29 protein-coding genes and 1 riboswitch are annotated in these 23,736 nt (G+C 72.4%); of the genes, 10 read left to right on the forward strand and 19 right to left on the reverse strand.

The features are described 5' to 3' along the window. Nucleotides 1-58 precede the first annotated feature (58 nt). On the forward strand, nucleotides 59-607 hold the full coding sequence (locus ACXKZB_RS13810) for a TetR/AcrR family transcriptional regulator (RefSeq protein ID WP_488823490.1): 549 nt from the start codon (nucleotides 59-61) through the stop codon (nucleotides 605-607). A 66-nt stretch (nucleotides 608-673) separates the two neighbouring features. Next, nucleotides 674-844: a hypothetical protein gene (locus ACXKZB_RS13815; protein ID WP_185021456.1), complete on the forward strand. Its 171-nt coding sequence runs from the start codon at nucleotides 674-676 to the stop codon at nucleotides 842-844. A 149-nt stretch (nucleotides 845-993) separates the two neighbouring features. Here the strand turns inward: ACXKZB_RS13815 and ribH are convergent, their stop codons facing one another. From ribH to ACXKZB_RS13845, 6 genes are all read right to left on the reverse strand, one after another. After that, nucleotides 994-1,473 carry a 6,7-dimethyl-8-ribityllumazine synthase gene (gene ribH, locus ACXKZB_RS13820; RefSeq protein WP_123292070.1) on the reverse strand — a complete coding sequence of 160 codons (480 nt, stop codon included), beginning with the start codon at nucleotides 1,471-1,473 and terminating at the stop codon, nucleotides 994-996. After that, nucleotides 1,470-2,138 (reverse strand): 3,4-dihydroxy-2-butanone-4-phosphate synthase, encoded by a 669-nt coding sequence (gene ribB / locus ACXKZB_RS13825; protein WP_340197588.1) that lies wholly within the window; start codon nucleotides 2,136-2,138, stop codon nucleotides 1,470-1,472. The genes ribH and ribB overlap by 4 nt, the downstream gene beginning before the upstream one ends. Nucleotides 2,139-2,149: 11 nt before the next feature. Beyond that, the gene (locus ACXKZB_RS13830; protein ID WP_488823491.1) at nucleotides 2,150-2,803 is read right to left on the reverse strand and encodes a riboflavin synthase; all 654 of its coding nucleotides are present in this window, start codon (nucleotides 2,801-2,803) and stop codon (nucleotides 2,150-2,152) included. A gap of 90 nt (nucleotides 2,804-2,893) precedes the next feature. Next, a riboswitch (FMN riboswitch) is annotated at nucleotides 2,894-3,028 on the reverse strand. Nucleotides 3,029-3,096: 68 nt separating this feature from the next. Then, on the reverse strand, nucleotides 3,097-5,490 hold the full coding sequence (locus ACXKZB_RS13835) for a bifunctional lysylphosphatidylglycerol flippase/synthetase MprF (protein WP_488823492.1): 2,394 nt from the start codon (nucleotides 5,488-5,490) through the stop codon (nucleotides 3,097-3,099). A gap of 91 nt (nucleotides 5,491-5,581) precedes the next feature. Next, nucleotides 5,582-7,285, reverse strand: a complete 1,704-nt coding sequence (locus tag ACXKZB_RS13840; protein ID WP_488823493.1) for an LAVTG motif-containing sortase-dependent surface protein — start codon at nucleotides 7,283-7,285, stop codon at nucleotides 5,582-5,584. An 88-nt stretch (nucleotides 7,286-7,373) separates the two neighbouring features. Continuing rightward, a complete protein-coding gene (locus tag ACXKZB_RS13845) occupies nucleotides 7,374-8,705 on the reverse strand; it encodes a hypothetical protein (protein ID WP_488823494.1) in 1,332 nt (443 codons plus the stop codon). Nucleotides 8,706-8,816: 111 nt separating this feature from the next. Here ACXKZB_RS13845 and ACXKZB_RS13850 point away from each other — a divergent pair, with 111 nt between their 5' ends. Then, nucleotides 8,817-9,248 carry a GNAT family N-acetyltransferase gene (locus ACXKZB_RS13850; RefSeq protein ID WP_340196515.1) on the forward strand — a complete coding sequence of 144 codons (432 nt, stop codon included), beginning with the start codon at nucleotides 8,817-8,819 and terminating at the stop codon, nucleotides 9,246-9,248. A 36-nt stretch (nucleotides 9,249-9,284) separates the two neighbouring features. Here ACXKZB_RS13850 and ACXKZB_RS13855 read toward each other — a convergent pair whose 3' ends face one another. Both ACXKZB_RS13855 and ACXKZB_RS13860 read right to left on the reverse strand, forming a co-directional pair. After that, complete coding sequence (locus tag ACXKZB_RS13855; RefSeq protein ID WP_123292064.1) at nucleotides 9,285-9,812, reverse strand: Lrp/AsnC family transcriptional regulator; 528 nt, start codon at nucleotides 9,810-9,812, stop codon at nucleotides 9,285-9,287. A 9-nt stretch (nucleotides 9,813-9,821) separates the two neighbouring features. Continuing rightward, entirely contained in the window at nucleotides 9,822-10,388 is a 567-nt protein-coding gene (locus ACXKZB_RS13860) for a TetR/AcrR family transcriptional regulator (RefSeq protein ID WP_123313882.1), read from the reverse strand. 111 nt (nucleotides 10,389-10,499) lie between these two features. On the opposite strand from ACXKZB_RS13860, the gene ACXKZB_RS13865 reads away from it, so the two are divergent. Together ACXKZB_RS13865 and ACXKZB_RS13870 are read left to right on the forward strand one after the other, a co-directional pair. Further along, nucleotides 10,500-11,975, forward strand: coding sequence for an MFS transporter (locus ACXKZB_RS13865; protein WP_488823495.1), 1,476 nt, complete (start codon nucleotides 10,500-10,502; stop codon nucleotides 11,973-11,975). A gap of 195 nt (nucleotides 11,976-12,170) precedes the next feature. Next, complete coding sequence (locus ACXKZB_RS13870) at nucleotides 12,171-12,611, forward strand: phage holin family protein (protein WP_488823496.1); 441 nt, start codon at nucleotides 12,171-12,173, stop codon at nucleotides 12,609-12,611. A 12-nt stretch (nucleotides 12,612-12,623) separates the two neighbouring features. Here ACXKZB_RS13870 and ACXKZB_RS13875 read toward each other — a convergent pair whose 3' ends face one another. Continuing rightward, entirely contained in the window at nucleotides 12,624-13,130 is a 507-nt protein-coding gene (locus tag ACXKZB_RS13875; RefSeq protein ID WP_205462821.1) for a hypothetical protein, read from the reverse strand. 39 nt (nucleotides 13,131-13,169) lie between these two features. Further along, the gene (locus ACXKZB_RS13880) at nucleotides 13,170-13,559 is read right to left on the reverse strand and encodes a DUF5997 family protein (RefSeq protein WP_123313886.1); all 390 of its coding nucleotides are present in this window, start codon (nucleotides 13,557-13,559) and stop codon (nucleotides 13,170-13,172) included. Nucleotides 13,560-13,592: 33 nt separating this feature from the next. Here ACXKZB_RS13880 and ACXKZB_RS13885 point away from each other — a divergent pair, with 33 nt between their 5' ends. Together ACXKZB_RS13885 and ACXKZB_RS13890 are read left to right on the forward strand one after the other, a co-directional pair. After that, on the forward strand, nucleotides 13,593-14,393 hold the full coding sequence (locus ACXKZB_RS13885; protein WP_488823497.1) for a LysR family transcriptional regulator substrate-binding protein: 801 nt from the start codon (nucleotides 13,593-13,595) through the stop codon (nucleotides 14,391-14,393). Beyond that, a complete protein-coding gene (locus ACXKZB_RS13890) occupies nucleotides 14,390-14,860 on the forward strand; it encodes a GNAT family N-acetyltransferase (protein WP_488823498.1) in 471 nt (156 codons plus the stop codon). The genes ACXKZB_RS13885 and ACXKZB_RS13890 overlap by 4 nt, the downstream gene beginning before the upstream one ends. 67 nt (nucleotides 14,861-14,927) lie before the next feature. Here the strand turns inward: ACXKZB_RS13890 and ACXKZB_RS13895 are convergent, their stop codons facing one another. The 3 genes from ACXKZB_RS13895 to ACXKZB_RS13905 are packed head-to-tail and all read right to left on the reverse strand — an operon-like array spanning nucleotide 14,928 to nucleotide 16,877. Continuing rightward, a complete protein-coding gene (locus tag ACXKZB_RS13895) occupies nucleotides 14,928-15,752 on the reverse strand; it encodes a DJ-1/PfpI family protein (RefSeq protein WP_488823499.1) in 825 nt (274 codons plus the stop codon). Between the two features lie 50 nt (nucleotides 15,753-15,802). Next, on the reverse strand, nucleotides 15,803-16,420 hold the full coding sequence (locus ACXKZB_RS13900; RefSeq protein WP_488823500.1) for a DNA-3-methyladenine glycosylase I: 618 nt from the start codon (nucleotides 16,418-16,420) through the stop codon (nucleotides 15,803-15,805). A gap of 49 nt (nucleotides 16,421-16,469) precedes the next feature. Then, nucleotides 16,470-16,877, reverse strand: a complete 408-nt coding sequence (locus ACXKZB_RS13905; protein WP_488825905.1) for a VOC family protein — start codon at nucleotides 16,875-16,877, stop codon at nucleotides 16,470-16,472. A 105-nt stretch (nucleotides 16,878-16,982) separates the two neighbouring features. On the opposite strand from ACXKZB_RS13905, the gene ACXKZB_RS13910 reads away from it, so the two are divergent. Then, complete coding sequence (locus ACXKZB_RS13910) at nucleotides 16,983-17,507, forward strand: DUF3800 domain-containing protein (protein ID WP_488823501.1); 525 nt, start codon at nucleotides 16,983-16,985, stop codon at nucleotides 17,505-17,507. 217 nt (nucleotides 17,508-17,724) lie between these two features. Here ACXKZB_RS13910 and ACXKZB_RS13915 read toward each other — a convergent pair whose 3' ends face one another. Together ACXKZB_RS13915 and ACXKZB_RS13920 are read right to left on the reverse strand one after the other, a co-directional pair. Continuing rightward, nucleotides 17,725-18,054 (reverse strand): hypothetical protein, encoded by a 330-nt coding sequence (locus tag ACXKZB_RS13915; RefSeq protein ID WP_222658199.1) that lies wholly within the window; start codon nucleotides 18,052-18,054, stop codon nucleotides 17,725-17,727. Nucleotides 18,055-18,084: 30 nt separating this feature from the next. Continuing rightward, nucleotides 18,085-19,755, reverse strand: a complete 1,671-nt coding sequence (locus tag ACXKZB_RS13920; protein ID WP_488823502.1) for a sodium:solute symporter family protein — start codon at nucleotides 19,753-19,755, stop codon at nucleotides 18,085-18,087. A 142-nt stretch (nucleotides 19,756-19,897) separates the two neighbouring features. On the opposite strand from ACXKZB_RS13920, the gene aroQ reads away from it, so the two are divergent. Next, nucleotides 19,898-20,341 carry a type II 3-dehydroquinate dehydratase gene (gene aroQ / locus ACXKZB_RS13925; RefSeq protein ID WP_123313893.1) on the forward strand — a complete coding sequence of 148 codons (444 nt, stop codon included), beginning with the start codon at nucleotides 19,898-19,900 and terminating at the stop codon, nucleotides 20,339-20,341. Between the two features lie 145 nt (nucleotides 20,342-20,486). Here the strand turns inward: aroQ and ACXKZB_RS13930 are convergent, their stop codons facing one another. Continuing rightward, nucleotides 20,487-21,083 (reverse strand): NAD(P)H-dependent oxidoreductase, encoded by a 597-nt coding sequence (locus ACXKZB_RS13930; RefSeq protein WP_263091315.1) that lies wholly within the window; start codon nucleotides 21,081-21,083, stop codon nucleotides 20,487-20,489. A gap of 88 nt (nucleotides 21,084-21,171) precedes the next feature. Between ACXKZB_RS13930 and ACXKZB_RS13935 the strand changes: the two genes are divergently transcribed. Then, nucleotides 21,172-21,744: an MSMEG_6728 family protein gene (locus ACXKZB_RS13935; RefSeq protein ID WP_488823503.1), complete on the forward strand. Its 573-nt coding sequence runs from the start codon at nucleotides 21,172-21,174 to the stop codon at nucleotides 21,742-21,744. Here ACXKZB_RS13935 and ACXKZB_RS13940 read toward each other — a convergent pair. The 3 genes from ACXKZB_RS13940 to ACXKZB_RS13950 all read right to left on the reverse strand — a co-directional run bounded on the left by ACXKZB_RS13940 (nucleotide 21,704) and on the right by ACXKZB_RS13950 (nucleotide 23,735). Continuing rightward, complete coding sequence (locus tag ACXKZB_RS13940; protein WP_488823504.1) at nucleotides 21,704-21,994, reverse strand: hypothetical protein; 291 nt, start codon at nucleotides 21,992-21,994, stop codon at nucleotides 21,704-21,706. The genes ACXKZB_RS13935 and ACXKZB_RS13940 overlap by 41 nt on opposite strands. Before the next feature lie 224 nt (nucleotides 21,995-22,218). Then, the gene (locus ACXKZB_RS13945) at nucleotides 22,219-22,482 is read right to left on the reverse strand and encodes a hypothetical protein (protein ID WP_222658202.1); all 264 of its coding nucleotides are present in this window, start codon (nucleotides 22,480-22,482) and stop codon (nucleotides 22,219-22,221) included. Nucleotides 22,483-22,574: 92 nt separating this feature from the next. Next, entirely contained in the window at nucleotides 22,575-23,735 is a 1,161-nt protein-coding gene (locus ACXKZB_RS13950) for a cysteine desulfurase family protein (protein ID WP_488823505.1), read from the reverse strand. Nucleotide 23,736 lies beyond the last annotated feature (1 nt).

A 23,736-nucleotide genomic window follows, 5' to 3' on the forward strand; every position in this document is an offset into this window, starting at 1 on the left:
GGCCCGACGCTGACGAGTGGTGCCCGCTGCGCGCGCAACTCCTCCTAGACTCGTGCGCATGGCCAGTGCCCGCGACCGCGTCCTCGACAGCTTCGTCGCCATCGTGTGCGAGGACGGCGAACGTCCCGCGACGCTCGACGCCGTCGCCGCGCGCGCCGGTGTCTCCAAGGGCGGGTTGCTGTACCACTTCGGCTCCAAGGCGGCCCTGGTCGAGGGGCTGTGCGAGCGACTGTCCGACCTGTCCGCCATCGACGTCGAGCGCATGGCCGAGGCCGAGGACGGCGCCGCCCGCTACTTCGTCCGCAACTGCCTGTTCGTCGGCAGCGAGCTCGACCTCGCGCTCCTCGCCGCGAGCCGCCTGCAGCAGGCCGGCTACGAAGAAGCGGGTCGCACCCTCGACGACACCGAGAACGCCTGGCTCGCGACCCTCGTCGACGCGCTCCGCGACGAACCGACCGCCCAGGCCGTCAAGCTCCTCGGCGACGGCCTGTACCACCAGGCCTCACTGGGGGCGGCGAGCGACGGTCGCCCGAAGCGCAGCACCGTCGACATGGAGGCACTGCTCGCCGTCGTGGACCGTCTGATCGCGACGAAGCCCGGCGCGTGAACGACCATCCCCGTTCCTGGGGATAGACTTGGCGACGTTCCACTCGTCGACACCCGGAGGTATCCCGTGGGCCGCGTCATCGCCGCTGTTTTCTCGATCCTGCTGCTGCTGGTGTCGATGTACCTGTTCGGGTTCGCGTTCCAGGTCGACTCGGGTCAGGCGTTCGTCTTCATGGGCGGACTGATCCTGATGACCCTCTCCTTCTTCCTGCCGATCCACGTGTTCGGCAAGCGGTAACCACTCCGCTCACGTCGAACGGCCCCGCACCTCTCGAGGTGCGGGGCCGTTCTGCGTTCCGGCGCCGTGTGGGGAACCAGGTTCCGGACACAGCACCGCGGATCAGCGTGGTGTTGTGTCCGGAACCTGGTTTCGCGAGCGCTGCGCCGCTACGCGAGGACGCGCAGCGAGCGCAGCGTGACCGCGGTCGCGACCGCGGCGTGGACGGCCTCGGCGCCCTTGTCCTCCTTCGACCCGGGCAGCCCGGCCCGGTCGATGCCCTGCTGCTCGTCGTCCAGCGTCAGCACACCGAAGCCCACGGGCTTGCCGGTGTCGATCGCCACGCGGGTGAGCCCGCTCGTGGCGGCGTCGGACACGTACTCGAAGTGCGGGGTGCCACCCCGGATGATCACGCCGAGCGCGACCGCGGCGTCGAACCCGGCCTCGAGGGCGGTCTTCGCGACGACGGGCAGCTCGAAGCTCCCCGGGACCGGGAACACCGACGCGGTGGCGCCGAGTCGTTCGACCTCGCGCTGCGCCCCGGCGAGGAGACCCGCCGCGATCGTGTCGTGCCACTGCCCGGCGACGATGGCCACCCGGATCCCGGTGCCGTCGACGTGGTCGCGGTCCGCCGCGCCTGCTCCGCTCATCGTGCTGTCCCTTCCGTGGACGGGGCAGCTGCTGCCGCCGTCCGGTCTGCCGCGTCCAGCCACTCGACGAGCGCGGCGATGGTGATGACGGGCACGCCCTCGCGCGCCCCGAGTGCGACGAGCGCCGGCAGCCGCATCATGCCGCCGTCCTCGTCGACGATCTCGCAGATCGCCGCGGCGGGCCGCAGCCCGGCAGCCGTGACGAGCTCGATCGCTGCTTCGGTGTGCCCCGCACGTTCGCGGACCCCGCCCGGCCTCGCACGCAGGGGGACGACGTGACCGGGACGGTGCAGGTCGTCGCGCACGGACGTCGGGTCGGCGAGCACCCGCAGCGTGCGCGCACGGTCGTGGGCACTGATGCCGGTGGTGACCCCGACGGCGGCGTCGACGGTGACGGTGTACGCGGTGCCGCGGACGTCCTCGTTGTGCTGGACCATCGGCGGCAGGTCGAGGGCGTCGGCGATCCCGGTGCTGACGGGCGCGCAGATGAACCCGGACGAGTGCGCCACGGTCCAGGCGATCCACTCGGGCGTCGCGAGTTCGGCGGACAGGATGACGTCGCCCTCGTTCTCGCGGTCCTCGTCGTCGACCACGATGACCGGGCGACCGGCCGCCACCGACGCGATCGCGGCCTCGACGCTCGCCAGGCCGAGCGTCTGCGGCACGGACGCGACCATCACCGGGCCTCCGACCCGACGGTCTCGAGCGTGCCGACCGCGGCGTCGAGCCGCAGCATCCGGCGCACGTGCCGTGCCAGCACGTCGGTCTCGACGTTCACCCGGTCCCCCGGCACGCGCAGGCCGAGCGTCGTGGCCTCGAGCGTCTCGGGGATCAGGCTGACCTCGAACCAGGCGGCGTCGGGCGCGGTGTCCTCCGGCGAGACGGCACTGACGGTGAGCGAGACGCCGTCGAGTGCGATGGATCCCTTGTCGACGACGAGCGGGCTGAGCGCCGGCGCGAGCGAGAACCGCACCCGGCGCCAGCCGTCGCCGTCCGAGGTCTCCAGCACGGTGGCGGTGCCGTCGATGTGGCCCTGCACGATGTGGCCGCCGAGCCGGTCGCCGACCGACGCCGCACGTTCGAGGTTCAGGCGGTCGCCCACCCGCAGCGCTCCGTGCGCGCTCATGTCGAGGGTCTGCTTCATGACGAACGCGGTGAAGGAGTCGGGGGTCTGCTCGACGACGGTCAGGCACACGCCGCTGGTGGCGATGGAGTCGCCGTGGCTCGCGTCCGCGACCACGATCGGCCCGCGCACGGTGAGCGCGACGGAGTCGCCGTGCTGCTCGACGGCGGTGACGGTGCCGAGTTCCTCGATGATGCCGGTGAACACTGGTGTCCTCTCAACGGGACTCCGGGGGTGTTCGACGATCGTCGGCATCGACGGACGGGCCGCCCCACGCAGGGTGGGTCGTCTCGTCCGCCAGCGCGCCTCCCATCCGGACTCTCACCGTCGGTCCCGGAGTTTCACCGAGTCAACCTCTGGCGGGTTCGCACCCGTCATCAGTTCGTGGACTGTCACCACCGGTTCGGAATTGCACCGACCCCGGAGCGCTTGCGTAGTCGGAACGATACCCCAGACCGGTGACGGACGCGTCGAGCCGGGACGCACCGTGTAACGCGCGGTCAGCCGCGTCCGCGCGCGAGCGCGACCGCCTGCCGCAGCGACAGGTCCGGCAGGTACGCCCGGACGACCGCGAGTCCGATCGACGGCAGCGCGACCGGGTCGGGGTAGGCGAGGACGAGCGGGTGCAGGTCGGGTCCGAACTTCTGCTTGAACCGCAGCAGCGACCGGAAGCCGTAGACCGGTTCGAGGACTCCCCCGACGAGCTCGAGCAGGCTCTGCACCCCGTCGTTCGGGGCGGCGGCCTCGCCCGCCTGTGCGAGCGGCGCCGCCGACAGGCTGAGCCGTTCGACACCGTCGTCCCGCATCCGTTCGGCGGCGCTCGCGACGAGGAACTCCATCACGCCGTTCGGCGCGGCCTCGGTCCGGCGCATCACGTCGAGCGTCCACCCGACGACCCGGCCCTCGCGGTGACTCGGCAACCAGCTCGTCACGGCGAGCACCCGCCCGGTGGCGTCCTGCGCGACGAGCGTCCGGACGGCGGGGTCACGCATCTCGTCCACCCCGCCGAGTGTGAAGCCCATCTCGGGGAGCTCGCGCTCCGACACCCACTCCTCCGAGATCGCCTCGATCTGCCGCGCTGTCGACGGCGGCAGGTCCTGCCATGACGACCACGTGGCGGTGATGCCCTCGCGACGAGCCCGGTTCACGGCCGTGCGGACGTCCTGCTTGCGCTTGCCCGTGGTCGTCCAGGTGCGCGGGTCGAGGTCGGCGTCCTCGGCCACCGGCAGCGTCGACCACCCCAGCGTCGTCAGCAGCTCGGCGTTCCGGGCGTCGACGCCGTAGTAGACGGTCGTCCACCCGTTGTCGTCGCAGTACCGGGCGAAGTCCGTCATCGCGGCGTCGCGGGCGTCCGGGTAGCCGAACGGACCACCGACGGTGACGGCCACGCCACCGCTGCGTCGGAACGCCACCCCGGCGCGCCCGTCGGCGGCGAACCAGTACGCGTTGCCGCGCCAGGTCGTCATCCACCCGAACGTGTCGCCCCCGCCGGCGGTCACGAGCGCCCGGGCCCGCTCCCGGTCGCTGCGGGAGCCGTCCGCGTCGGTGTCCGGTTCCACCGCGCCGGTCGGTCGGACCGCGGCGAGCGCGACGACGAACCAGAGCACCGGTCCGGCGAGCCCGACCACGATGCGGAGCGCGGTGCCGAGCGACGGCAGTCGCTCCCAGGCGGCCGACGGCGACAGCGGGCCGAGCGCTGCCACGGCGAGCCGGAGCGGGTCCTCGACGCGCTGCGGTGCCGACGCCGCGAACACCGCGACCGTGCCGACCACGACGGCGACCGCCGCGACCACGGTCACCGCGAAGGCGACCACACGCCGACGCGAGGGCAGCACCGTGAACGACCGGCGCCGGAGCACGAGGACGGCCGCGGTCGCGAGCGGCACCACGATCGACGCACCGACCGACAGCGCCGTGACGAACTCGTCGGCGGTGCCCTGCAGCCCACCGGCCCGCGCGGGCAGCACCCCGTAGGTGACCGCGGCCGCCACCGCCGTCACCAGGTCGACCGCCACCACGAGCCAGACGGCGAACCGGCTGCCCCGGAAGAGCCCGAGGCCGCCGACGACCAGGACGAGCAGGGGCGCGACGGCGAGCAGCAGGGTCCACGGGTCCGTCGCCCGGTACGCCAGCAGCGCGCGGAGGCACTCCGCCGAGGCCCCCTCCGTGCCACAGCCGCTCACGGGCGTCACCGGACCGGTGCCGAGCACCGCGGCGATCGGGGCGAGCAGTCCGACCCGTGCGCGGGAGACGAGCGCCACCACGGGACCGATCGCCGAGACCAGCACGACCGTCCCGAGCAGCACCCGGGTCTCGCGGTGCGAGCTGCGCACCCACCCGCCACGCTTCGGGGTGCGGCGGAGCAGCTCGCCGAGCACCCATCCCGCCCCGGCGGCGAGCACCGCGTACAGGTCGGAGGCGTGTCCGGCGTAGAGCAGGAGCGCGGCCACGACGGCGAGCGCGTTCACCCGGATGCGCCGTCGCCAGAGCGGTCCGGCGAACGCGCTCGCGGTGACGATCGTGCCGACGATCGCGGTCCAGGGGTCGAAGGCCGTCGCCCGTCCGAGCAGCAGGCCGGCGAGGTCGCGACCGTCGGCGTCGACGAACGCGGTGAGCGCGCCGGCCGCGGTGCCGACGACGGTGGTGACGACGAACGCCAGGGCGGTCCGCCACGACCCCATCAGCCGTTCGGCGGCCCCGACGAGGACGACGACGCCGGCGATCGTGGTGAGCAACGCGACCGCGCCCGTGGACGCCGCGAAGATCCGGAAGGGCCCGTACGAGGCCGGGTCGGCGCCGTGCAGGACCCGGACGACGATGCCGAAGACCGCGGTCGCGACCACGAGGAACGTGATCGCGGCCGTCACCGGATGCCGGACGAGGGCGGAGCGCACCCCCTCATGGTGGTGCCGGCCGGCCGTTCGGACAACTCCGGGCACGGTGACGAGGGGCGTCGGCGGTGCGACGCCCCTCGGTCACCTGCTGTCAGCGCTGCACGTCGGTGCCGACTCGGGAGTGCCGACGACGGAGCACGAGCGTGCCGGCCCCGGCGAGCAGCAGCAGGAGCGCGGACCCGACGGGGACGACCGGCGAGGTCGCTCCCGTGTAGGCGAGCTCGGTCGCGCCGTCACCGGCGGCGACCGTGTCGGCCACCGTGCGTGCGACGGCCGGGAGCCCGGTGGTCGCGGCGACCGTGGTGGTCACCACACCCGCCGTGGAGGCCCGGGTCGGCCCGTCCGTGCCGGTGGCACCAGCCGGGGTGGTCACGGTTCCGGGCGCGGTGCCGTCGCCGACGTCCGTCCCGTCACCGGGGTCCGTGCCCGGGTCCGTCCCGTCACCGGGGTTCGTACCGGGGTCCGTGCCCGGGTCCGTACCGTCACCGGGGTTCGTACCGGGGTCCGTGCCCGGGTCCGTCCCGTCACCCGGCGTGGTGCCGGTGACGGGGGTGGTGGCGGTGCCGTCGCCGACGACACCGATGCCGTTCCCGCCGATCGTGATCGGCAGGCTGATCACCGGGACCACCTGGGTGCCGGAGAGCACGCCACCGTCACCGGAGGTCGTCGCCCCGGTCGACGGGGTCGTGCTGCCCGGGGTGGTGCCCGTCGGGGCCGTCGCGCCGGCGCTGGTGCCGTCGCCGACCACACCGATGCCGTTCCCCGACACCGTGATCGGGACCGTGACCACCGGGGACACCTGGGTGCCCGAGGCGGTGCCGTCGGAACCGTCCGTCGTGCCACCGGCAGCCGGAGCCGAACCGGCGGTCGTGCCGGTGCCGCCGGCGGGCGTCGTCCCCGTCGAGGTGCCGTCACCGAGGAGTCCGATGCCGTTGCCACCGATCGTGACCGGCACGTCGACCAGTCCGCCGACCTGGGTACCCGAGAGCAGCCCGTCGTCGCCCGACGTGCTCGGTGCGGTCGTGGCCGGAGCGGCGGGGGCCGGGGCCGTCGCCGGGCCGGACGCCGCAGCGGTGCCGTCCCCGAGGACGCCGATGCCGTTGCCGGACACCGTCACCGGGACCGACACGACCGGGGCGACCTGGGTCCCCGAACCCGTGCCGTCCTCGCCCGAGGTCACCGGTGCCGGAGCGGCGGGTTCGGCCGGGGTGGCCGGGGTGGGTGCAGCCGGGGCGGCCGGCGTCGTGGTCGACACCGCGTCACCGCCGACGGCGACCGCGTTGCCACCGACGGTGACGGGGACGGTCACGTCGCCGGCGACCTGCGTCCCCGAACCGGTGCCGTCGGAACCGGACGTGGTCGGAGCAGCGGCCGCAGCCGGAGCAGCCGGAGCAGCCGGGGCCGGGGCCGGGGCCGGGGCCGGGGCCGACACTGCGTCGCCCCCGACGGCGACCGCGTTGCCGCCGACGGAGACCGGCGCGGTCACGGCCGGCGCCGCCTGGGTGCCGGAGGCCGTGCCGTCGGCTCCCGAGGTCGTCGGCGCGGACGCCGGAGCAGGAGCCGGGGCTGCAGGAGCGGCAGCGGGAGAGGTCACCGACGACACCGCGTCGCCGAGCACCCCGAGGGCGTTGCCGGTGAGGGACACCGGAGCGTCCACCGAGGGAACCACCTGGGTTCCGGACACGGCGCCGTCCGCTCCGGAGGTCGTGGCCGCGTTCGCCGCAGCCGTCCCTCCGAGCGTGAGGCCGCCGACGAAGAGGGCGAACCAGAGCCCTCTCGAGACGTACTTGTTCATGGTCGTACTCCCTGATCGAGATCGTTGACCGACCGCGGTCGCGGTCGGTGTGTGTGCGTGCCTGCCGTGCCGGACAGGCGCACCGATCTCAGTCAGGGGCGACGTCGTGCTCGCCGACGACCGATGCGGGGACCGCGTCGTCGACGAGCGTGCCGCGAGACCCCGCGGCGAGGGAGACGATGTCGTCGGTCGAGCCGACGATGCCGACGGCTGCTGCGCCACCGGAGGTCGAGGTGGCACTGCCACCGAGGACACCCGCGCCGCGAGGGCCGTCGGACGGCGAGGAGTGGCCGTCGCCCGGCTCGGGCAGGACCAGGGCGGTGCCGCCGAGGGTCGCGTCCTGCACGCCGCCGACGGCGACGGGCACGACGAGCGGCCCGGTCACGAGCGCGGACGGCACGGCCGCACCGGGACGGCGCTCGGCGCTCGTTCCGGGAGCGGCGGGATCGTCGGTCGTCGGGACCGTGGTCATGGACGGAGTCGTCGCCGGCGCGGCGGCCTGCGGCGGACGCGCGGACGGGACCGCCGTACCGGGCGCGCCGGACGGGGTGGGGCCGGTGACGACCGGAGGTGCGGGGACGTCGACGACGGGATCCGTGCCTCCTGGCAGGACGGCACCGACCGACGGGACGACGCCCGCCCCGACGTCAGGGACCTGCCCGACGGTCGTCCCGACACCGCCGAGCGTGTCGTCCACCAGCCCGGTCACCGGCCCGGTGACCGTGCCGAGGGTGTCGTCACCGACGACCGCGCCGACGACCGGGACGCCGCCGACCACGTGGTCGACCGTGTCGACGACGGTGGTCACCGGCCGTGCTCCGGTGACCGTCTGCACGGTCCCGGTCACGGGACGCAGCGCCGTCGCGACGGTGTCGGTGACGGGCCGGGAGGCGGTGCCCACCTGCTCGACGACGCCCTGTACCGGGTGCGTGGCCGGCTCGGCCGCGGGGGCGGTCGTGGCCGGCACCGCGGGTGCGGGCGCGGTCGTCGGAGCGGCAGGGGTCGGGGTCACGGGGTTCGAGGCCGCGGGGGCCGGAGCAGCGGGCGCCGGAGCGGCGGCAGTGGGCACCGGGACCACCGGGGCGTGCGCCGGGGCGGCCGGGGCAGGGGCCGGTGCAGCAGGTACGGGCTTCGGCGCGGGCGCGGGCGCGACCGCCGTGCGGACGGGGTCCACGACGCCGCCGACGACCCGTCCGACACCGCCGGACACGTCGTGCACGGTCTCGCCGAGGCCGTCGACCACACCGGTGACGAGCCCGCGCTGCTGCGTCTGGGCGGGCTGCGCGGACGCCGCGTCGGCAGCCGAGGCGGGACGGGCTCCGAACGCCAGGGACAGCAGCACGAGGGCAGCGAGGGTCACGACGCCCAGCAGGGCGATCCGGAGCACCGTGAGCCAGGGAGCGCGCGATGTCGTGTCCATGCGCTCACCTCCTGAACTCGGCTGCGCACGTAGAGTGGTTGACCGGCAATGTACGCCGGTCCGATCCGGAACGCACCCTGTTCTGGAAGAAATTCTCAGGAAAGGCCGTCCGTGGTCTCGATCTTCAACGCTCCGACCCGCAACCTGGACATCGTCACGCTGCACGAGATCCTCCGGCTCCGGCAGGACGTCTTCGTCGTCGAGCAGGGGGCCGCCTACGGGGACATCGACGGGCGTGACCTCGAGCCCGGCACCGTGCAGTTCTGGGCGGGCCAGGGCTCGGTGGACGCCACACTCCGACTCCTGCGCGAACCCGACGGCACCGAGCGCATCGGCCGGGTCGTCACCGCGGCGCACGCCCGCGGGCAGGGACTCGCCGGACAGCTGATCGAGGCCGCGATCGCCGAGTCCCGCTCGCCGAGCATCGCCCTCGGCGCCCAGTCGCACCTCGAGCAGTGGTACGCCCGCTTCGGGTTCGTCCGCTCCGGGGACGAGTACCTCGAGGACCGGATCCCGCACGTCCCGATGACCCGGCAGCGCTGACGGAGCCCCTCAGGCGCACCGGCGGGGGAACTCGCGTCAGGCGCGCCAGCGTCGGAGCTCGTCGAACGAGCGACCCTGCGTGGACCGGTCGGCGACGAGCCGCTCGAACACGATGTTCGTCTGCGTCGTCGCCACGGAGGGGTCCCCGCTGAGCTCGTCGGCGACGAAGTCCCGGAGCTGCTCGGTCGACTCGCACGCGATGTGCACCAGGAAGTCCTTGTCACCGGCCAGGAACGAGACGTCCTGCACGACGGGCACGCGGAGCAGTCGCTTCGCGAAGTCGCGGAGTTCGTGGCGGGCCGCTGCGTGGACCCGGACCGAGACCATCGCCTCGATCGAGAACCCCAGGCGGGCGATGTCGACCTCGGCCCGGTAGCCGCGGATCACCCCGGCGTCCTCGAGCGCCCGGACCCGGGTCAGGCACGTCGACGGCGCGATGCCCACGGCGGCCGCGAGTCGGTTGTTCGGGATCCGGGCATCGCCGGCGAGCGTCCAGAGGATGCGCTCGTCGACCTCGTCGAGGCGCGGAGCGGGGTCGGGACGGCGAGCGGGTCGGTCGGACACGGCTCGACGCTACCGCGATGGTGCGAGCAGGGCGCGGAGCGCGTCGTCGAGCGCCCGGGCCACGAGGTCGTCGTCCGCCGACGCGAGCGGCTCCACCGCGGTGGAGCGCCGGAGCATCGTCATCCCGAGCACCACCGACAGCGCGATCTCGGCCCGGACGAGCATCTCCTCGGTGACCTCGCCGCCGACGGCCGTGGCGAGCCGCTCGGCGTACCGGCGCAGGGTCTCGCGGCGGATGGCGTCGGCGCCGTCGTCACCGGAGGACCGGAGCAGCAGCATGAGCTGGAGGGAGTCGTCGTCGGTCGGCGCGCGGACGACGTGCGACACCAGGCCGGCCAGCGCGCGCTCGAGGCCCCGCTCGACGGGCTGCTCGACCCCGAGGTCCTGCACCACCCGGTCGAGACAGGCACGGAACAGCCCCTCCTTCGACCCGAAGTAGCGGTTGATCAGCGCGACGTTGACCCCCGCGTCCGAGGCGATGTCCCGCACCGTCGTCGCCTTGTACCCGTCGAACGCGAACCGGTGTCGCGCCGCCCGCACGAGCAGCAGTCGGGTGGCGGCGGCGTCCTTGCTCATGGTCGAAGCGTAGCGGCCCGGACCGGGATGTAAGCAAGTGTTGACATCGTGCGAGAACTGCGTACCCTCATCAAGTCAGCAGTTGTTTACATCACCCAGACACGGAGCACGATGACCGACACCATGCAGAGCCCCCGCACGGGCTCGCACCCCACCACCGCCGGGCACCGGCCGAACAGCACGGCGATCATCGTCTACCTGTCCCTCGGCGGTCTGTCGTTCGCGGTCCTGCAGTCGCTCGTCGCCCCGGCGCTGTCGACCATCGGACGGGACCTCGGCGCCTCGACGAGCGCGACGAGCTGGGTGCTCACCGCCTACCTGCTGTCCGCCTCGGTGCTCACGCCGATCCTCGGTCGCCTCGGCGACATGATCGGCAAGCGCAAGGTCCTGATCGTCGTGCTCTCGATCCTGCTCGTCGGCGCCGTGCTCGCCGCGCTGGCACCGAACCTCGGCGTCCTCATCGTCGGCCGTGCACTGCAGGGCGCCGCCGGTGCGGTGATGCCGCTGTCGATCGGCATCGTCCGTGACGAGCTGCCCAAGGAGAAGGTCAGCGTCACGATCGGTCTGCTCTCCGCGATCTTCGGCATCGGCGCCGGTGTCGGCATCGTCGCCGCCGGACCGATCGTCGAGCACCTGTCGTGGCACTGGCTGTTCTGGCTGCCCGCCGTGCTCGTCGTCATCGCCCTGCTCGGCGCGGTCTTCGGCATGCCGGAGTCGCCGGTCCGCAAGCCCGGCCGCCTCGACATGGTCGGCACCTTCGTCCTCGCCGTCTCGCTCGTGTCGATCCTGCTGGCGGTCAGCGAGGGCGAGACCTGGGGCTGGGGCGACGGCAAGACCATCGGTCTGCTGGTCCTCGGCGCCGTCGCACTGGTGGTGTTCGTCCTGGTCGAGCTCCGCGTCGCCGAACCGCTCATCGACGTCCGCCTGTTCGCCGTCCGCGGCGTCTGGACGGCCCACGTCGTCGCGCTCGTCTTCGGCTTCGCGATGTTCGGCACTTTCGTCCTCGTGCCGACCCTGCTGCAGCTGCCGAGCGCGCTCGGCTACGGCTTCGGCAAGGACGTCACCCAGGCCGGGCTCTTCCTGCTGCCGACCGTCCTGATGATGATCGTCGCCGGACCGATCGCCGGCATCCTCGTCCGCAAGGTTGGCCCGAAGCCGCCCATGCTGCTGGGCGGGATCGCCATCGTCGCCGCGTTCCTGCTGCCCGCGATCGCGCACGGCGAGCTCTGGCAGGTCGTCGTCTCCGGCATCCTGACCGGGATCGGCATCGGCCTGGCCCTCGCCGCGTGCTCGAACGCCATCATCGAGAGCGTGCCCGCGAACCAGACCGGCGAGGCGATCAGCGCCAACACCGTCGTCCGCACGATCGGCTCGAGCGTCGGCACCGCCGTCATCGCGGCGCTCATCACCTCGCACAGCACCCCGCAGGGCCTGCCGACCGACGACGCCTTCACCATCGGGTTCTGGGCGTGCACCGGCGTCGCCGTCCTCGCCGTCCTCGCCGCGCTCGCGGCCCCGTCGATGCGCGCGCGCCGCGCAGCGGCGGCGGCACGTGGCATCGACGACCTCGAGGAGATCGCCGAGTAGGGCACTCGGCCCGACCACCCGGGAGGCCCGTCCTGCGTCGTCGACGCGGGGCGGGCCTCCCGGCGGTCGCGCCCACCGCCACCTGCGGCTCCACAAGCTGGGAAGCGACCGAGCACGCCGCCACGAACGTGACGATCATCGGACCGGACGCGTCACAGCAGGTGGACGCGATCACCGCGCCCGGACAGGAGACCCATGAGCACCACGGACCACGACGACACCACGGCCAGCAGCAAGCCGTCCTTCCGCGACACGGTCACCGCCGGCCTGGTGCAGAAGGCCCTGGAACCCGTGCTCCGCGCCGTCCGCGACGAGGTCGCCTCGGCTCGGCGCGAGATCAGCGAGCGGGCGAACGGGGCGAAGACCGGGCTGGTGCTCACGGGCGCCGCGGTGGCCTTCGCGCTGACCACCCTCGTGCTGCTGGCCGGCCTCGTGGTGGCGCTCCTCGCCCTGGCACTGCCGGTCTGGGCCGCGATCGGGACCACCTTCGTCGTGTTCGCCGTCGTCACCGCGATCCTGTTCGTGGTCGGGCTCCGTGGCATCCGACGGGGTGTGCCGCCGGTGCCGAAGGACACCATCCGCGCTGCGAAGGACCGCGTCACGCACACGGGCGACGCGACGACCACGGCCGGCTGAGCTCCGACGGCGCTACATCGCGAGGGTCATGCCGACGACGGCGACCGTCATCGCGAAGACCTCGCCGCTCCGGACCGCACGACGGTCCTCCTGCGCCCACTCGTGCCGCAGCAGCCACCCGCTGAAGGCGCAGTAGCCGATCACCCCGGCGCCGAGCACCGCGGACAGCGCGATGCCGTGGCCGGCGTGGCCGTCGGCGACACCGGTCGCATGGCCCATCAGGAGCATGCCGGCCATCACGACCGCGGACAGCGCACGGTGCACGTCCATCGGCTCGGCGCGGCGGCCGTCCGCGCGGCGGCGTCGCATCACGGGCAGGGGTGCGAGCAGCAGCAGGAGCGTCGCCGCGAACAGCGTCCACACCGCACCCGCGTGCACCACGGGCATGAGCATCGCGACGAGCATCACCGCGGCCGGCACGATCACGCCGGGGCGCGGGCGGTAGCGGTCACCGACGATGCAGCACACCGACGCGAACTGCGGCACGACGAGCATGGCGTCGGCGACGGTCTCGTGCACGTGCGGGTCCTCGGGTGCGGCGGCGTGGTGCCGGGCGGGTCAGTCCTCGGCGCGGGCAGCGGCCTTGGCGGCGCGCTCCTGCTTCACGCGGGCGTTCTCGGCGTGCACGGCGGCCTGCGTCTCGCGCTCGCGGACGAGCCACTCGGGCTTCTGCTCGAGCAGCGACTTGATCTCCGCCGTGGTGAGGGCGTCGTCGATCCCCGCACGGGTCAGCCCCGAGATGGAGATGCCGAGCTTCTGCGCCACGACGGGTCGCGGGTGCGGGCCGTCGCGACGGAGGTCCTCGAGCCACGTCGGGGGTTCGGTCCGGAGCTCGTCGAAGGCGGTCCGTGTGACGGGAGCGCCCTGGAAGGACTCCGGAGCGGCCGCCAGCAAGATGCCGAGCTTCTTCGCAGCCGTTTCGGGCTTCATGGTCTGTTCCTGCGCCATGCCCCCTAGAGTACGGCCCCTATGCTCGTCTGCATGACCGCGGCACTCACCATCGCATTCGTGCCCGGGGTCTCCCCGGCCAAGTGGGCCCGTGTCTGGCGGGATCGACACCCCTCGATCGAGCTGCGGCTGCGGCCGATCGGGTCCGACGACGTCGACGACACGCTCGCCGGCGAGGTCGACATGGTCTTCGCTCGCATGCCCGTCTCCGAGCAGCACAACGCCATCCCGCTCTGGACCGAGACGGCCGTGGTCGCGATGCCGAAGGACTCCCCCCTCGCCGACCTGGCCGAGGTGGACCTCACCGACGCCGAGGTGCACGTCGTCGACGCCGGCCCCGTCCCGGCCGACGTGGCCGCCGCGCTCGACCTGGTCGAGGCGAACGTCGGTGTCGTCGTGCTCCCCCAGTCGCTCTTCCGCGCGGCGAGCCGCAAGGACCTCGTCGCTCGCCCGCTCTTCGGCGCGCCCGGCACCCAGATCGCGCTGGTCTGGCGCGACGAGGACGCCACCGAGACCACCGAGGAGTTCATCGGCGTGGTGCGCGGACGGACCGCCAACAGTTCGCGGAACCAGCCGACCGGCACCGATCGCGACGTCGAGGAGGCGTTGCGTGCGGCGCGCGCCGACTCCAAGGCAGGTGGCGGGTCCGGCAAGGGCGCGGCGGGCAAGGGCGGAGCGGGCGCCGGCGGTGGCGGTGGCGGCAAGGCGAAGGCCAAGTCGCCCGGCAGCGGCAAGTCCGGCAGCGGCAAGAAGTCCAACACCGGCAAGGGGCCCACCCCCGGACGCGGGAAGATGCGCGGCAAGCCGAGCCGGGGTTCCAAGGGCAACCGATGACGGACACGCGCCTGCGGGTGATGCCGGCCACGCGCCTCCCGGCCTGGCTCGACCGGACCATGGCCGAGTACGTGGCATCGCGGATGCAGGCGGGCGAGACCCGCGAGCAGGCCGAGGCGAACAAGCAGAAGTCGCTCGACCAGTGGTTCCCGGACGGATCCCCCGCCGACGGCCACCTGGTGTGGGAAGTCCTCGACCAGGACGACACCGCGGTCGGGTACCTCTGGATCGGGCCGTTCGCGCCCGGCGGGACCGACTGGTGGGTGTTCGACGTCGAGATCGACGAACCGCACCGTCGCCGCGGACACGCCCGCCGTGCCCTCGAACTCGGCCACCGGGCTGCGGCGGAGCACGGCGCGACGAGCATCGGCCTCAACGTGTTCGGCTACAACACGGGGGCGCAGGAGCTGTACGCCGCGCTCGGGTACCAGGTCACCGCGACGCAGATGCAGAAGCCGCTGGTCTGAGCGCGCTGCCGCTTCGTCGCGGCGGGTGGGTCGTCACGGCAGCGGTGTCGTCACGACAGCTGTGTCGTCACAGCAGGACGGCGGCCGCTGCGCGGGTGACCCGGTCGCCGCGCGCTGCCTCGGCCGCAGCCCGTGCACGGGCGACCACGACGGCGTCGGCGCGTACCGCGGAGCCCGCGTCGAACGGCGGCTGCGGGTCGTACTCGATCTGCAGCTGGATCGCCTCGGCGGCCGGCTGCCCCGCGAGCTCGGCCGCCAGCCACAGCGCCATGTCGATGCCCGCGCTCACGCCGGCCGCGGTGACCACCGCGCCGTCGTCGACGATGCGGTCGTCGACCGGCTGCGCCCCGAACGCCTCCAGCATGGGCTTCGACGCCCAGTGCGTCGTCGCACGCTTGCCGGCGAGGAGCCCAGCGGCACCCAGCACGAACGCACCCGTGCACACCGAGGTCACCCAGGTGGCACGCTCCGCCTCGCGCCGGACGAACCCGATCACCTCGGGGTCGAGCATCGCGTCGAAGGCGCCGTCACCGCCCGGGACCACGAGGACGTCCGCCGGACCCGCGTCGGCGATGGTCGTCGTCGGGACCAGCGCGAACCCGCAGTCGGTCGGCACCGGGTCCAGCGTCGCCGCCACGTACTCGACGCGTGCACCGGGCACCCGGGAGAGCACCTGCGCCGGGCCGGTGAGGTCGAGCTGGGTCAGGTCCGGGAAGAGCAGGAAGGCGATCCGGACCTCGGCGGGGTCGTGGTCCGGCTCCGTCGCCGAGTCCCCGGCAGTGTCCGTGTCCGGGTCCGGCACGGGGGTGGGCACGTCGGCCGGCACGTCGACGACGTCGGCGTCGACCGGGTGGACAGGACGCACGCGCGGGTTCGGCTGGTCGGTGCTCATGCCGCGACCCTAGCCCGGTGCGGTCGCTGACGGTGGGGTCGGCGTCCTGGTCAGTTCCAGACGCCCGAGGTCCCGCGCCGGTGGCTGCCGAGCAGGTGCGTGTCGACGATGCCGAGCGCCTCCATCAGGGCGTGCATCGTGGTCGGACCGACGAACGCGAAGCCACGCTTCCGCAGTGCCTTCGACAGTGCGACGGACTCGTCGGAGGTCGTCGGGACCTGGGCGTACGACTCCGGCTCGGGCGTCGTCGCCGGGCGGAACGACCAGACGAAGTCGGACAGCCCGCCGTCCTGCCGCAGGGCGACCGTCGCGTTCGCGTTGGTGATGGTCGCGAGGATCTTCGCCCGGTTCCGGACGATGCCGGCGTCGGCCATCAGCCGAGCGACGTCGTCCTCGCCGAAGCCCGCGACGGTGTCGGGGTCGAAGTCCGCGAACGCCGCACGGAACGCCGGACGCTTCGCCAGGATCGTGCGCCAGGACAGGCCGGACTGGAACGCCTCGAGCGACAGCCGTTCGAACACCCCGCGCTCGTCCCGCACGGGCATGCCCCACTCGGTGTCGTAGTAGTCGCGGAGCAGCTCGTCCGTCGATGCCCACACCGGCCGGGCGAGGCCGTCGTCGCCGATCACCAGGTCGGAGTGGGGCGCTGCGGCGGGGTCGGAGCTCATGGCACCATCCTGGCGCGCGCCGCCGACACCGTCGTTGCCTGCCGTGTGGTCACTCGGCCGGCGGGCCGTCCTGGGCGGCCTGCGGGTCCATCCACACGTACTCCCACCGGTGGCCGTCCGGGTCGGTGAAGCTCCGCTGGAACATGAAGCCGAGGTCCATCGGCGCGCGGTCCTCGCTCGCGCCGGCCGCGACGGCGGCGTCGACGATGCGGTGCACTTCGTCCTTTGAGTCCGCGCTGAGCGAGTTGATGACCTCGATCGTGTCGGCGTCGGCGATGGTCTTCGTGGTGAACTCCGCGAACTTTGCGTGGGTGAGCACCATGACGGAGATCGTGTCGCTGATCACGATGCACGCAGCGGTGTCGTCGCTGAACACCGGGTTGATCGAGTAGCCGAGGGCCTCGTAGAACGCCTTCGAACGGGCGAGGTCGGTGACGGGCAGGTTGATGAAGACCATCGTGTCCACGGGGAGGTTCCTTTCGTCACGCTCAACCTGGCGCGCCCGAGGACGAAGCGCAACCGTTTCATCCGCGAAGCAACCGGTACGCAATATACTGGTTCGATGCAGACGGCGTACGTCGACGAGTCCGAGCCCGGCGGCGGACTCGATCACACGGTCTACGTGCTCGCTGCCGTCATCGTGGCGGATGCCGGAGCCGACGATGCGAGAGCCGCCGTGCGTCGGAGCACGCCCCGGCGCATGCGGAAGCTGCACTGGTACGAAGGCCTGCCCGCGCAACGCATCTCGTGGCTCGATCTCCTGCGGCACGCGGTCGAGGTGGTGGTCGTCCGCTACGACGGCGCGGTCGCACGAGCGGAACGGCGTCGCCGGCGGTGCCTGGAACGTCTGGTGTGGGAACTCGAGCAGCGCGGTGTCGGAACACTCGTGCTGGAGTCTCGCGGTCCGGCGAGGGATCGTGACGACCGCTCCATGTTCACGACACTCCGCGACCGAGGCGTCGGGCTCCGACTGCGCTGGGCACACGCGCGACCGTCGGACGAGCCGCTGCTCGCGCTCGCCGACATCGCCTGCGGGGCGCACGGTGACGGCGCGGGACGGATCCCGCCGCCGGTGATCGTGGCCTGATCACGGCGCGGAACCCCCGCGGCACGGGTCCGGACAGCGCAAATCCCCGGGCCCGCGCTGGCTGCAGGACATCCGGGGATCACTTCCGACCGAGAGCACCCGGTCGACATATCAATACTAGGACCAGCGCCGAACTGCCGTCAACAGGCACGGGGACGGACGGGAGTCGCGGTGCCAGCCGGCACCGCGCCTCCCGTCCGTCGATCAATTCAGCTGGTCACGCGAGGTCGCGGCCTTCGCCGGCCGCCTTCTGGTGCTCCTCGGCCTCGGCCTGGCCGATGATGTCCTCCGCCGGCACCGGGTTCAGCCGGTCCCAGAGGAAGAAGAGCAACCCGCCGACGAGCATCGACAGCCCGACCCACAGGTTGATGTGGATGCCACCGGTCTTCTCGGGGTCGGTGTTCCAGTGCACGATGCCGACGATGGTCACGATGACGCCGTACAGGACGAACAGGCCACCGAGGATGCGACGCAGGTCGAGTCGGCGGGTGGAGCGGACGAGGGCGGCCTTCTGCTCCTCGGTCATGGCGGTGTTGGTGTCGCTCATGGGAGATCTCCTTCGCGGGTCTTCGCGGGCCTAGAGGAACGGGAGGTACAGGACGACGCACAGGATCAGTGCGACGGTGCCGAGCAGGGCGGGCGAGCGGTACCAGGCGGTGTCGGTCGCCACGGAGTCGCTGTGCAGGTCGATCTTGCCGACGCCGTACACCAGCCCGCCGAGCTCCTTCTCGTCCTTCGGCTTCGTGACCATCGACACGACGAACCCAACGACGAGCACGGTGACGAACGAGATGATCGCGCCGTAGAGGGTCTCGGCGGTCGCGGTGGCGAACAGGTCCGGGTTCACGAGGTACGCGATCCACGTGATCGTCGGCGTGACGATGCCGAGGACGTAGCCCCAGAGCGCACCGGCGGTGGTCATCCGCTTCCAGAGCAGACCGAGGATGAAGACGGCGAACAGCGGCGCGTTGAAGAAGGAGAACAGCGTCTGCATGTAGGTCATGATGTTCGACGCCTGGGCCGCGATGAACGCCGTCGCGATGCCGACCAGGACACCGACGACGGTGACCCAGCGACCGGTCTTCAGGTAGTGGACGTCCGGCATGTTCGGCTTGATGTAGCGCTGCCAGATGTCGTACGTGAAGACGGTGTTGAACGACGAGACGTTGGCCGCCATGCCGGCCATGAACGACGCGAGCAGGCCGGTGACCGCGACGCCGAGCACACCGGTCGGCAGGTACATCTGGATGAGCTTCGGGATCGCGTCGTTGTAGGTGAGTGAGCCGTCGGCGAACTGGTTGCCGACAACGGCCGCGGCGATGAGACCGGGGATCACGACGATGGCCGGGATGAACAGCTTCGGGATCGCGGCGATGAGCGGGGTCCGGCGCGCTGCGGACATGTTCTTCGCCGAGAACGCGCGCTGCACCTCGGTGAAGTTGGTGGTCCAGTAGCCGAAGCCGAGCACGAAGCCCAGGCCGAGGACGATCGCGAGCCAGTTGGCGCCGATCGGGTTGGTCACGTCGCCGAAGCCGGTGCCGGCCCAGGCCTGCAGGTGCTGCACGCCCTGGGTCTCGGTGATCGCCTTGCTGAGGCCGTCCCAGCCGCCGACGCGGTGCAGACCGACGATCGTCAGCGGGATGAGCCCGGCGATGATCACGAAGAACTGCATGACCTCGTTGTAGATCGCGCTGGAGAGCCCACCGAGGGTGATGTAGACGAGCACGAAGCCGGCGGACACGACGATGGCCAGCCACTCCGGCCAGCCGAGCATCGCCTCGATGACGATGGCCATGGCGTAGAGGTTGATCCCCGCGATGAGCACGTTCGACACGGCGAACGCGATCGAGTTCACCAGGTGGGGGGCCTTGCCGAAGCGGCGGAGCATGAACTCCGGCACCGATCGGACCTTCGACCCGTAGTAGAAGGGCATCATCACGAGGCCGAGGAACACCATGGCCGGCACCGCGCCGACCAGGTAGTAGTGCAGGGTCGCCATGCCGATCTGGGCACCGTTGGCGGCCATCCCGAGGATCTCGGTGGCGCCGAGATTCGCGGACACGAAGGCCAGGCCCGTGATCCACGCCGGCATCGAGCGCCCGGACAGGAAGAAGTCCATGCTCGTCCGGACCTGTTTGCGGGCGGTGAACCCGATCCCGATGACGACCGCGAAGTACACGATGATCATCAGGTAGTCGACCCAGCCCAAGTCGAGCCGGATCCCTTCGTTCGCTGCAGCGAGAACCATTCAACATCTCCACGTCAGTGTGTTGCAGTCGACAACTCCGCCGACCCGGACGGAGACGTTACACCGACTTGTGACCGTTCACATAGCCGGGGCATGTGTCTACCGACAGCGCCCCGCGGTCCGCGATCGCTAGGCTCGCCCCATGACCGACCAGGCGCGCATCCTCGTCCTCAACGGACCGAACCTCGACATCCTCGGTCGGCGCGACCCGGAGCAGTACGGCACCGTGACGCTCGCCGAGCTCGAGGCGATCGTGCACACCGAAGCGGCAGTGCACGAGCTGGACGCCGACTTCCGCCAGACGAACCGCGAGGGCGAGCTCGTCGAGTGGCTGCACGAGGCGCTCGACGACTTCGCCGCCGTGGTGATCAACCCCGCGGCATACGCCCACACCTCGGTCGCGCTGCACGACGCGGTCGAGGCGCTCTCCGTCCCGGTCGTCGAGGTGCACCTGTCGAACACGTGGAAGCGTGAGCCCTTCCGCCACGTCGACCACGTCGCCACCGCCGCGACCGCGGTCATCGCCGGCGCGGGTGCGGACGGGTACCGCCTGGCGGTCGCGCACGTCGCGTCGCTGATCGCCTGACGCCCGCGGCGCGGCACGGCACCGGCGGTTCTCGACCCGCCGGGGTTCCGAGATCTCGGAACCTCGGCGCCGCTGCCGTCCCGGAGTGGAACCTCGGCGTCACGCGGACGGCAAGTCGTGGAACCTGGCGGTCGAGCGCCCCGGCTCAGAAGTCGGCGGGGCGCCGCACGTCGGTCAGGCCCGCCGTGGCGAAGCCGCCGCGGATGATCGGGATCGCCCGGCGCACGGCCTGGTCGATGCGGAGCTCGAGGTCGACGTTGCCGATGTCGTAGCCGCCCTCGCGCTTCGTGAAGTCGCGCTCGTTGCCGAACACCCCGATCGGCAGCGTCGTGGACTGGAAGAAGCCGAACAGCGGCCGCATCTGGTGCTCGACGAGCAGGGCGTGGCGGTCACTGCCACCCGTGGCGGTCAGCAGGACCGGGGTGTCGACGAGGTCGTACTGTCCGATCCAGTCGAAGAACAGCTTGAACGCGCCCGAGTAGGCGGCACGGAACGCCGGGCTGCCGACGACGAGCACGTCCGCGGCCTCGACGGTCTCGAGTGCCGCCCGGGTGCGGTCGGACATCGCCTCGCGCGACGACGCGGCACCGAGGTCGGCCAGCAGCGGGCCGATCTCGACGGTCTCGGTGCGGGCACCCTCGATCTCCTGCCCGAGCCGAGCCACCGTGGCGGCGACCAGGGTGGACGTCCGCGAAGGGTCCGATGGGCTACCGCTGACACCGACGACCAGTTCTCCACTCATGCGGTCGATGCTCACACGCCTGTCACCGGGGCGGTCGGCGTGTGACGACATGTGTCGGGTGCCAGAGCCCGCGGGTACCGTCCGCGGCATGCAGACGTTCTTGCCGTACGCCGACTTCCGGGCCTCTGCCGAGGTCCTCGACGACCGACGTCTCGGCAAGCAGCGCGTCGAGACCCTGCAGGTGATGCGGGCCCTCACGCTGCCGGGGTACGGCTGGCAGCACCACCCGGTCACCGCGATGTGGCGCGGGTACCGTCCAGCACTGATGGCGTACCAGGAAGCGACGTGCCGCGTCTGGCTCGAGCGCGGGCACGTGGACACGTGCCTGGAGAAGACGTTGCTGGACCTCGGGCGGGTGCCGGAGGACCTGGCGGCGTACGAGCGTGGCGAGGTGCCGATCCCGCCGTGGAACGACGACGAGGCCCTGCACGAGTCGCACCGCTCGAAGCTGGTGCAGAAGGCACCGGAGCACTACCGCGAGCTGTTCCCGGACGCACCCGACGACCTGGACTACGTCTGGCCGGGCACACCGGACAGCCCGGGCACATCGGACAGCACGGGCGCACCGGACGGCCCGAGAACTCCGGACGGCCCGGTCACACCGGGCAGCGCGGCGGGCGTCACGCCACCGGGATCCACCGCGCACCGTCGCGGCGCGTGACGACGTCGGACCGGATCTCGACGACGTCGCGGAGGCCGTGCACGGTCGCGTCGCGCACGACCGCGGCCGTGGCGTCGTCCTCGGACTCGAACCGGACGACCGCGCACGGCACGCCGCGCAGCAGGCGGACGTCCTGGGCCTCGACCACCGCGTGCTCGGCGACCAGCCGGGCCGCTGCGGGCAGGACGGCGTCGGGGGTGGTGCCGACGGCGAGCGCGCCGATCGCCAGGGTCACGCGGTACGAGGGCATGCCCCGACGGTAGCGGGAGCGGGAGACACCGGGAGCCCGCCGTGGGCTGCAGGGGAACTGACGTCGTTCAGGGGGGTCGACGTCGGCCCACGGCGGGTCGCGGTGTGCGGCGGGACGCGACGACAGGGGGAACGTCGCGCCCCGCTCCGGATGTCGATCAGGGGTATCGACATCCGGTCTGGGGCACCGTCCGGGTCACTGGAGGAGCCGGGCGGTGTCGGACCTCAAGGGTGTTCGGTGTCCTCTCGGTACCGGTCCGTCTCGATCGGTGCGGGCATCGATCGAGCGGCAGCGGGTCGGATCATGGGGAGCAGGGCACTCCCGACCGTCGCGAGGGCTCCGACGGCGGCGATCAGCCCGAGGGGGGCGGTGCCGAGGTCGTGCTGCGCGGCCAGGGCGAGCGCGACGAGGGTCGCCGGCGCGGGCAGGAGCTGCACCGCTCGGAAGCGGTCGTCCTGTCGCGTCCGGGTCATCGTCACGTTTGCCATGTGGACACTCTGGCGCAGATTCCGTGTCCGCATAAGGGGGGACACGTCCCCACTCATGGAGTAGAACGTCTAGTACACCCCGGGGCGACCCCTCAGCCGAGTGCGCGGACCGTCGCCACGGCGTCCGCGACCGCGCCGACGACGACCGGCACGTCCTCGACGCCGAGGGAACCGTCGAAGGTGAGTCGCAGCGCGGTCCGAGCGACCTCGTCCGGGATCCCGAGCGCGGTGAGCACGTGCGACGCCTCCGTGCTGCCGGCGGCGCAGGCGCTGCCGGACGACGACACGACGTCGCGCTGCTCCAGTTCGAGCAGCACCGTCTCGCCGTTGACCCCGGGGAAGCAGAACGACGCGTGCCCGGGCAGCCGGTGCTCGCGCGAGCCGGTCACGAACGCCCCGGGGACGGCGGCGAGCACCCCGTCGAGCACGGCGTCACGGACGGTCGTCGCGGTGGCGGAGGCAGCAGCACCACCAGAGGCAGCAGCAGCACCACCGGAGGACACCAGCCCGAGCGCCGTCGCGACCGCCACCGCCCCGGCGACGTCCTCGGTGCCGGAACGTCGGCCCCGCTCCTGTCCGCCGCCGTGCAGCAGGGGTTCGACGGGGACCCCCGAGCGGACCAGGAGCACCCCGGTCCCCTTCGGAGCCCCGAGCTTGTGCCCGGACAGTGACAGCGCGTCGACCCCGAGCACGTCGAGCCCGACCGGCAGCCACGGAGCTGACTGCACGGCGTCGGTGTGGAACCGGGCGCCGACCGTGTGGGCGACCGCGGCGAGCGCGGAGACGTCCTGCACGGTGCCGACCTCGTTGTCGGCGTGCGCGATCGACACGAGCGTCGTGTCCGGCCGGAGCGCCGCCCGCAGCACCGACGGGTCGACGAGGCCGTCCGGCGCGACCGGGAGGACCGTGACCTCGAAGTCGTGGAACCGCGCCAGGTACGCGCAGCTCTCGAGCACGGCCTCGTGCTCGATCGCACTCGTGACGACGTGGCGCCCGCGCGGGGCGGCGAGAGCGATCCCCTTGATCGCGGTGTTCGCGCCCTCCGTCCCGCCCGTGGTGAAGACGACCTCGGCCGGCCGGCAGCCGAGCACGCCCGCGACGGTCGCCCGTGCGGCCGCGAGCCCGCGCGCGGCGTCGTCCCCGACGCCGTGTGTCGACGACGGGTTGCCGAACACCCCGGTCAGGTACGGCCACATCGCCTCGAGCACCTCGCGGCGAACGGGGGTGGTGGCCGCCCGGTCCAGGTAGAACACG

This window comes from Curtobacterium sp. ABR8 (assembly GCF_057812125.1).

Coding starts and splice junctions, on each gene's coding strand:
- ACXKZB_RS13900 (WP_488823500.1), bottom strand. CDS start 16,420: ATGAGCTCCGACCCCGCCGCAGCGCCCCACTCCGACCTGGTGATCGGC.
- ribH (WP_123292070.1), bottom strand. CDS start 1,473: ATGAGCGGAGCAGGCGCGGCGGACCGCGACCACGTCGACGGCACCGGG.
- ACXKZB_RS13890 (WP_488823498.1), top strand. CDS start 14,390: ATGACGGACACGCGCCTGCGGGTGATGCCGGCCACGCGCCTCCCGGCC.
- ACXKZB_RS13885 (WP_488823497.1), top strand. CDS start 13,593: ATGACCGCGGCACTCACCATCGCATTCGTGCCCGGGGTCTCCCCGGCC.
- ACXKZB_RS13895 (WP_488823499.1), bottom strand. CDS start 15,752: ATGAGCACCGACCAGCCGAACCCGCGCGTGCGTCCTGTCCACCCGGTC.
- ACXKZB_RS13870 (WP_488823496.1), top strand. CDS start 12,171: ATGAGCACCACGGACCACGACGACACCACGGCCAGCAGCAAGCCGTCC.
- ACXKZB_RS13935 (WP_488823503.1), top strand. CDS start 21,172: ATGCAGACGTTCTTGCCGTACGCCGACTTCCGGGCCTCTGCCGAGGTC.
- ACXKZB_RS13920 (WP_488823502.1), bottom strand. CDS start 19,755: ATGGTTCTCGCTGCAGCGAACGAAGGGATCCGGCTCGACTTGGGCTGG.
- ACXKZB_RS13845 (WP_488823494.1), bottom strand. CDS start 8,705: ATGGACACGACATCGCGCGCTCCCTGGCTCACGGTGCTCCGGATCGCC.
- ACXKZB_RS13905 (WP_488825905.1), bottom strand. CDS start 16,877: ATGGTCTTCATCAACCTGCCCGTCACCGACCTCGCCCGTTCGAAGGCG.
- ACXKZB_RS13910 (WP_488823501.1), top strand. CDS start 16,983: ATGCAGACGGCGTACGTCGACGAGTCCGAGCCCGGCGGCGGACTCGAT.
- aroQ (WP_123313893.1), top strand. CDS start 19,898: ATGACCGACCAGGCGCGCATCCTCGTCCTCAACGGACCGAACCTCGAC.
- ACXKZB_RS13840 (WP_488823493.1), bottom strand. CDS start 7,285: ATGAACAAGTACGTCTCGAGAGGGCTCTGGTTCGCCCTCTTCGTCGGC.
- ACXKZB_RS13810 (WP_488823490.1), top strand. CDS start 59: ATGGCCAGTGCCCGCGACCGCGTCCTCGACAGCTTCGTCGCCATCGTG.
- ACXKZB_RS13930 (WP_263091315.1), bottom strand. CDS start 21,083: ATGAGTGGAGAACTGGTCGTCGGTGTCAGCGGTAGCCCATCGGACCCT.
- ACXKZB_RS13940 (WP_488823504.1), bottom strand. CDS start 21,994: ATGCCCTCGTACCGCGTGACCCTGGCGATCGGCGCGCTCGCCGTCGGC.
- ACXKZB_RS13880 (WP_123313886.1), bottom strand. CDS start 13,559: ATGGCGCAGGAACAGACCATGAAGCCCGAAACGGCTGCGAAGAAGCTC.
- ACXKZB_RS13945 (WP_222658202.1), bottom strand. CDS start 22,482: ATGGCAAACGTGACGATGACCCGGACGCGACAGGACGACCGCTTCCGA.
- ACXKZB_RS13915 (WP_222658199.1), bottom strand. CDS start 18,054: ATGAGCGACACCAACACCGCCATGACCGAGGAGCAGAAGGCCGCCCTC.
- ACXKZB_RS13865 (WP_488823495.1), top strand. CDS start 10,500: ATGACCGACACCATGCAGAGCCCCCGCACGGGCTCGCACCCCACCACC.
- ACXKZB_RS13860 (WP_123313882.1), bottom strand. CDS start 10,388: ATGAGCAAGGACGCCGCCGCCACCCGACTGCTGCTCGTGCGGGCGGCG.